The organism is Microvirga sp. 2YAF29 (assembly GCF_052114605.1).
Taxonomy (GTDB): Bacteria; Pseudomonadota; Alphaproteobacteria; order Rhizobiales; family Beijerinckiaceae; genus Microvirga.
Genome location: NZ_JBFRFB010000031.1, coordinates 1 through 6742 on the forward strand (window position 1 = coordinate 1; position 6742 = coordinate 6742).

Genomic DNA, 6742 nt, shown 5'->3' on the forward strand with positions numbered 1-6742 from the left:
CCAGCGAGGCTGCTTCCCGCAGTACATCGACGGGGAAATGTTTCTTCTCGTCCCATTCGAGGGCGTGGGGGGCGAGATTGTCCGCAGCAAAAGCAAGGGCCATGTCGCGGACGGCAATCTGGTCTTCGGTCAAGGAGAACTGGGTCATGATCTTATAACAAACGGAATGTGAGGAGCTGGTCTTAGTCCGGTTGAAATACGCAAATTGCTCGGTCAGAGAGGCACTTAGATACTTGAAAGACGGAACCGTCGTTCGCTATGGAAAATACAGGTGATAGTTTGCATAGCTCCTGATGTCCCTCTCATCGCATCTCAAAACAACTGCCCAAGAATTTTACTCTTTTGGCTTCAGCGTTGACGTGCTTAGAACTTCAAGAGCGTCGCGCATGGTTTGATAAATCTCAAGTGAGAGAGTTTTCTGAATTTCATCCTCAAGATTTAGAAAGACTTTCTGAGCGGCTTGCATCATTGCTCGGCCTTCCCGGGAGAACTGAACTATTCGGACTCGACCATCACTAGGACTGGATTGTATGACAACCAAGCCAAGCCGCTCGCAAGAAGCTACAAGCTGCGTGACGGCGCCTTTGGTGATGCCAACACGCTTTGCTAATTCAGCCATCTGCGTTCCCTCATAATCGAGATTTCTCAACAGTTGCAAATGAGATGGCTTTACCGTCTTGAAGCCGGCAGAATGAATTTCTGAGAGTGCCCTTTGTTCAAAGCCCATGAAGCAATTGACAAGCAAGCGTCCCGTGTTCTTCTCTCTCCACAGGGTTTCTAGATCAGTGGTGGTGGAGAGTAATTTCTTGCCACTCTTAGCAACTGGCGACATCATCAAACTCCACACCATGTAACCTTACTGAAATCACGTTTCATAACTGCATGTTCAAAATGGCCGTTATATTAACAACGGCCATTCGATTTTTTATCGTCGATCGAGTTTGCTCAATCTCGAAGACGAGGACGTTTTAATCGTCTAGGAGCCAGCTTTCATAACCCGCTTCGCGGCAGATGAGTCCATCGCGGACATGGAAGATGTGAACGAGGCGCATCTTTACCCGTGACCCAATGGGAAGAATATGGTTCTCAATGCCAGGGCCGATCAACTTGAAGCGCACCCACATGTCATCGACGACACGATCGGGCGTTGCGAAGCGATCAATCGGCTCGAAGTCGATTTCTTCTACGGCGTCGAACAGGCGTAGATAGTTTTCTTTGACGGCTTGCTTGCCCTCATAGCGCACGCGCCGGCCTGGCACTTCCCAGACAATATCGTCGGTGTAAAGCCTCAATGCGTTGTCGATGTCCTGAGGATTTTCCTCGCGGAAATGCATTTCGACCAAGCTGAGCGCGTGTTTCACTTTCGGATCGTCTTGATACAATTTGTCCTCCTACGTTGATAGTTCCGCGGTTTGGAAGTCACGCCACGGCTTCGTGATTGATGTGGAAGATCCTCCCCGATAGCATGGGGAGAATTTCCGCAAACTGATGCCTGATTTTTTCGCGCAGTTCGCTCTTTAGAGCTGCCTCTGTCGCTTCCTTTGAGGGGAAGGTCAGCTCAATGGTCGCGTAGAATGGCGGCGCATTCTCTTCATGCTGACGCCCGAGAAGAATACGAGCTGTATGAATACCTGGCAGCTCTTTCAACATTGCCAGCAAGTCGCCGGTCAGAACGCGGTCGAAGTGCTCTCGATTTTCAGGCGCTACATGCCCCTCAAGATATCCACATCTCACGTACATCGTTAGCCTCCACTTATGTGTGATTAACTAAAAAGCTGCCGCGGGAGCCACAGCGCGAGATCGGGCCAAAGCAGCAGAAGTCCAAGGAACGCGAACTGAACCGCAAGGAATGGAAGTACGCCCTTGATGATCGTTCCAGTGCCGAGGTCCGGCGCCTGAGCCTTCAGCACGAATATGTTCATCCCAACCGGCGGATGGATGAGGCCGAGCTCGACAACTACAACGAGGATCACGCCAAACCAGATCGGATCGAATCCGTTTGCCACGACGAGAGGGTAGAAAACAGGCACAGTAATGAGGATCATTCCTATGCCGTCCACAAAGCAGCCCGCCACGATGTAAAACGCCAGAAGAGCAAGCATGACGCCCATTGGAGGAAGTCCGAGTTCTCCCACCCAAGTGACCAACGTCTCTGGAATCCTGGATTGTACTGCGAAGTAAGCAAACATAGTTGCTGCGATGACAATCATGAACAGCGAAGCGGACGTAAGTAGGGTCTCTTTAAATGAGGCCTTGATCTGAGCCCATCTTAGGCGTCTGCGGGCAAGACCCAGGAAGAGCGCGCCGGCTGCGCCGACAGCTGCCGCCTCGGTGGGCGTGAACCAGCCTAGATAAATGCCTCCAATGGAGAGGCCGAAGAGAAACGCCGCTTCCCAGGCCTGCCCGATGCGCTTGATTTGCTCGCGCTTGGAACCCAATTTTGGCATCTCCGGAGCGACGGAAGGATCGATCCAAACCCAAACCCTGACGACTGCGATATACAGGCTGGTCAGGATGAGTCCTGGAATAAGCCCTGCAGCAAACAGTTTCGCAACGGATTGCTGAGTGATGATGGCATACAGAACGAAAATGATTGAAGGCGGGATGAGAATGCCCAATGTACCGCCTGCGGCGATTGATCCGGCCATCAAACGGTCGTCGTAGGATGCCTTTCGTAGTTCGGGGATAGCTATACGTCCGATGGTCGCCGTTGTGGCCAATGACGAGCCACAAATCGCTCCGAAAATTGCGCACGCGCCGATAGTTGCCATGGCGGCTGAACCGCGTATCCCTGCGAACAAAGCATCGGCAGCCGCGAGGAGCCTTGATGACAGGCCTGATGCTGCACCAAGCGTACCCATCAGAAGAAAGAGAGGAACGACTGACAGGGTATACGATGCTCCGATATCGAGCGAGGCTGCTGCAATCGCAGTCATGGCGTGAGGCCACGACTCCAAGGTGGCATATCCAAGAAGGGCGGTCAGCCCCATTGCAACTGCTATGGGGACTCGAAATGCGATGCTCAATGTAAGAAGAAGAACGCTCGCCAAGCCTACTGATTCTGGAGTCATTGCGGCTGCTCCAAAGTGGATGGTCGCGCTCTTACGAAGGAGGCCGCTTCTATTAGGGCGCTGAACAAGAGCCCAAAGCAGGCCGGTGTCCAGAAAACCCAAAGAGGCGTTCCAAGATCCGGTCGCTGATCGCCGAACCGCCATGCATCGTAGGCTTGCTGAGCGGCCTGATAGGCGAGAAGCATGAGAAGTACTACCCATGCAATGGCTGCGATCCGATGGAGAAGTCTAACCCCAGCAGGTCCGACGAAGCCGTCTATGAGATCAACTGCTATGTGCATGTTCAGCCGACAAACTTCCGGCAAGGACAGGAAAAGGGAGATAGCAAGTGAGAGCTCGACGATCTCCAAAGTGCCTACAATAGGTGTGCTGAATGCGGCTCTGGCGACGATGTCACAAATAGTTACAGCGACCATTGTGACCAAAGCGAAAGCTGCAGGGACAAGAAGTGCTTGAGATAAGCGAATTCGAGTATCATTGATCATGGCGAGCCTCAGGTTCCAGACGCTGCCTTTTTCAAAGCGCCGAAGAGGGCATTCGCAGGCAAACCCTTCGCCTCAGTCTCCTTGAGGGAGGCCTGGATCATCGGTTCAATGGCATCCTGGAATGCTTTTTTGCTCTCTCCGGCCAACGAAGTCATAGTCACTTTGTTCTGAGCCATGTAAGCTCTCGCGTTGCTCTCGGCGGCCTCATAAGAGGCACCGATTGCTTTGGAGAGCCCCAGCCCAGATGCGGCGTCGATCGCTTTTCTGATATCCTCGGGGAGGCGGTCATAGGAAGCTTGATTCATCACAAGCGCGAAGGTTGCCACTCCGCCATTCAAATCCAAAGCATTCCGGATGACAGTGCCGAGCTGAAAGCTCTGCATAGCTTCATGTGTGGTAAGAATTCCATCGATCGTACCTTTGTCTAGGGCATCGCCCATTTCCGTTGGAGGTACAGATGCGGGCGAGGCTCCGAGCGTGACGAGCATTTTTGCCGGCACGACGCCAGGGTGGCGGATCCGCTTTCCCTTGAGATCGGCCAAGGACATAATATTAGCCCGAGCCGAGAAGACTTGCACTTGTGGCGAAGTCACGAGCGCGAGGATTTTGACGCCCTGGTGCTCCGCCTGCAAATACTCATGCGCTGCGGACATCAGGATTCCTGAACCTGCTTCACCACCTGGAATGAGAGATGGCAGATGAGCCACTTCCGTCAGTGGGAAACGTCCAGGTGTCAGGCCATGAGCAAAGAACGCAAGGTCGGCTGCTCCGGTTCGCGCCAGATCGTATTGACGGGGAGGGGGGCCCATCTGTCCTGATGGAAAGATACTGATCTTCAATCTTCCGGCCGTCTCGTTTGAGAGGCGCTTGGCCCAGGCCTCAAGCGCAAGGTGAGCGTTATTTGACGGCGGAACGAAATGCGTGAGCTTTAGCTCGAAGGCTTGTGCAGAAGCGCCGCGCAAAAGAAATGGCGAGGCCATAAGGCCTCCGCCAAGCGCGAGAACCCGGCGCCTCGTCGGAGACGAGGAACTGTGATCTTTGTAGCCTGTCAGGATCTTGTCTTTCGCGCTCATTCTTTCTCTCCCTTTTACCTATCGTGCAGTGGCAGTCGAACGATTCAACGTCGCTACTGCTCCTGAGAAGCCTAGGACGTGATCCAACAAGGCTGATGGACTCAGAATTTCTTCGCCGCGCCAGGCAATATGCTGGTCAGGCCGTACGAGAGTTAGAGTATGAGTATAGAGACCGGCCGCTGCCACAGGATCGATGTCTATTAATTTGAGAGGGATGCCACGAGCGGAGGCGGCTTCTACAAGTGTCTCGGCTGATGAATCACCACCTGATTTAATGCGAAGGATGGTAAAGCAGTGTCCAAGATGGTCCAAGGTTGAGACACCCTGATCGAGCCAGACATGCGGAGCGCGGCCACCTGGAATTGATGTCGGCAAGTATCGAGTAGGCTCGTCCGGCGGCGGTGCCTCGTCAGAGGCAATGATTGGTGAGTCGTCATAGCGAGCGCCGAGCTGAATGCCAGGCGCCTCGAATTCTTGGGGTGCATAAGCCAAAATGTGCTCGGCCGCCCTACGGCGGGCCGCGTCACCATCTGGACCATGAGCTTCTATATCCGCAGAAACGGGGCATTCGCCGATAGCTTTAGCTAACGAGAGTGCGGCGCTGGTATTACGCGACGCAATGGCCTTGCGTTCAGTGTCATAGGTTTGCAGTAGATCGCTCGCCCCCCACCCCTGACATACGGCCGCCAATTTCCAGCCGAGATTGACCGCATCCTCAATGCCAGTGTTGAGGCCGAATCCTCCCGCAGGGGTGAATAGATGCGCGGAATCTCCAGCCAACAGCATACGTCCAGCACAATAGCGGTTCGCTACGAGCGCCTGCCCTGCGCGCCACGTTGTCGCTGACAAAATTTCGACTGCAATAGGCTCGCCGGCCACCTGAGCAATGCGAGAGGCAAAATCGAAAGTTTCAACGGACTCATCGGGCCTTAGTTGAAAGTGAATCAGGAAATTCTGCTTTCCGTCGATAGCGACCATGACGCATCGCATGTCCGGGTTGATCGACCAGTATTGCCAAGCGGGAGGCCTACCCATGCGTTCGATCAAATCAGGGGCGCGGAAGTAGGTGGCCACCATTCGGCCGCCCATGAAATCGAGGTCGATACCGCTCTCGCCCTCGAAACGCGCTCCCATGGTACGCCGAACAAAACTCCGCCCACCATCGCAGCCCACTACATATCGAGCTGTAACGTATCGAGGTTCACCGCCTTCCGAGGGCTCACAGGTAACCCGAACCCCGTCATTGACCTCGGCGCAGTCTGTGACACGCTGTCCATAGGTCAAGTGGATACTTTTCTCACAAAGAACTCGATCTTTTAGAATGGGCTCAAGGAAAAGTTGGGAAGAGCGAAACTGAGGCTCTGGAGTTGGCCATGCATCATTCCCAATTTCTGCATTTTTCAGAGCTTCGCGCGGGCTAGGGAGGGAGACACGCGCAAACTCGGCCCCGAGAAGGCGCGTCGAATAACTGATGTCGGTGGGCCGATCATCCGGCAGCCCAGCCTGTCTAAAGGCAGTAGCAATTCCGAGGCGACGGTAAATCTCCATGCTGCGCGCTGAGTGCGTGTTGGCCCTGGGGTGCGTGGAGATGTTAGGATTTTGTTCCAGAAGCAGCGTCGAAACTCCAAAAGCCCCGAGTTCGGCCGCGAGCACAAGCCCGACTGGACCGGCACCAACAATCAACACGTCAACGTTAGTAGGTAACGGCACCAGCATTTCCTCTAAAAGATTTAGTTACTAAACTAAACAAAAATGCGGAATACAAGTGGCATTTCTCGCTGCAAAGCACCATTTCGACCATGCGCTGCAGCAATCATGGCGCGTATAAGAATTTTATTTTTATAACGAGCCTCGCAAACAATGATGTTGAATATAACAACTTTCTTGTTATAAATATTGCAATTGTACGGCATATTAAGGTGTAGCCGTAGTGGTGCTGCCACAAGATCGAATGGCGATTTTCCGGGAAGACCCTATGAAAGACATCCTCGAACGTCTTGAAGATCGGCGCGCCCAGGCCCGCCTCGGCGGCGGTGCGAAGCGCATCGAGGCGCAGCACGCCCGTGGCAAGCTCACGGCCCGCGAGCGCATCGAGCTTCTGCTCGACAAGGGC

At 53.8% G+C, this 6742-nt stretch carries 8 protein-coding genes; all 8 read right to left on the reverse strand.

All coding sequences use genetic code 11. The features are described 5' to 3' along the window. A partial coding sequence (locus AB4Y85_RS19255) for an acyl-CoA dehydrogenase family protein (RefSeq protein WP_441985911.1) occupies positions 1 to 148 on the reverse strand: 148 nt, incomplete at its 3' end. Between the two features lie 186 nt (positions 149 to 334). Further along, positions 335 to 835 (reverse strand): MarR family winged helix-turn-helix transcriptional regulator, encoded by a 501-nt coding sequence (locus AB4Y85_RS19260; protein ID WP_441986517.1) that lies wholly within the window; start codon positions 833 to 835, stop codon positions 335 to 337. A 133-nt stretch (positions 836 to 968) separates the two neighbouring features. Then, positions 969 to 1382, reverse strand: coding sequence for a nuclear transport factor 2 family protein (locus tag AB4Y85_RS19265; protein WP_441986518.1), 414 nt, complete (start codon positions 1380 to 1382; stop codon positions 969 to 971). Between the two features lie 37 nt (positions 1383 to 1419). Further along, a complete protein-coding gene (locus tag AB4Y85_RS19270) occupies positions 1420 to 1740 on the reverse strand; it encodes a hypothetical protein (protein ID WP_441986519.1) in 321 nt (106 codons plus the stop codon). A gap of 23 nt (positions 1741 to 1763) precedes the next feature. Beyond that, positions 1764 to 3071, reverse strand: a complete 1308-nt coding sequence (locus tag AB4Y85_RS19275; RefSeq protein ID WP_441986520.1) for a TRAP transporter large permease — start codon at positions 3069 to 3071, stop codon at positions 1764 to 1766. After that, positions 3068 to 3556 carry a TRAP transporter small permease gene (locus AB4Y85_RS19280; RefSeq protein ID WP_441986521.1) on the reverse strand — a complete coding sequence of 163 codons (489 nt, stop codon included), beginning with the start codon at positions 3554 to 3556 and terminating at the stop codon, positions 3068 to 3070. The genes AB4Y85_RS19275 and AB4Y85_RS19280 overlap by 4 nt, the downstream gene beginning before the upstream one ends. An 8-nt stretch (positions 3557 to 3564) precedes the next feature. Beyond that, positions 3565 to 4629 (reverse strand): TRAP transporter substrate-binding protein, encoded by a 1065-nt coding sequence (locus tag AB4Y85_RS19285; RefSeq protein ID WP_441986522.1) that lies wholly within the window; start codon positions 4627 to 4629, stop codon positions 3565 to 3567. A gap of 18 nt (positions 4630 to 4647) precedes the next feature. Further along, on the reverse strand, positions 4648 to 6339 hold the full coding sequence (locus AB4Y85_RS19290) for an FAD-dependent monooxygenase (RefSeq protein WP_441986523.1): 1692 nt from the start codon (positions 6337 to 6339) through the stop codon (positions 4648 to 4650). Positions 6340 to 6742: the final 403 nt, after the last annotated feature.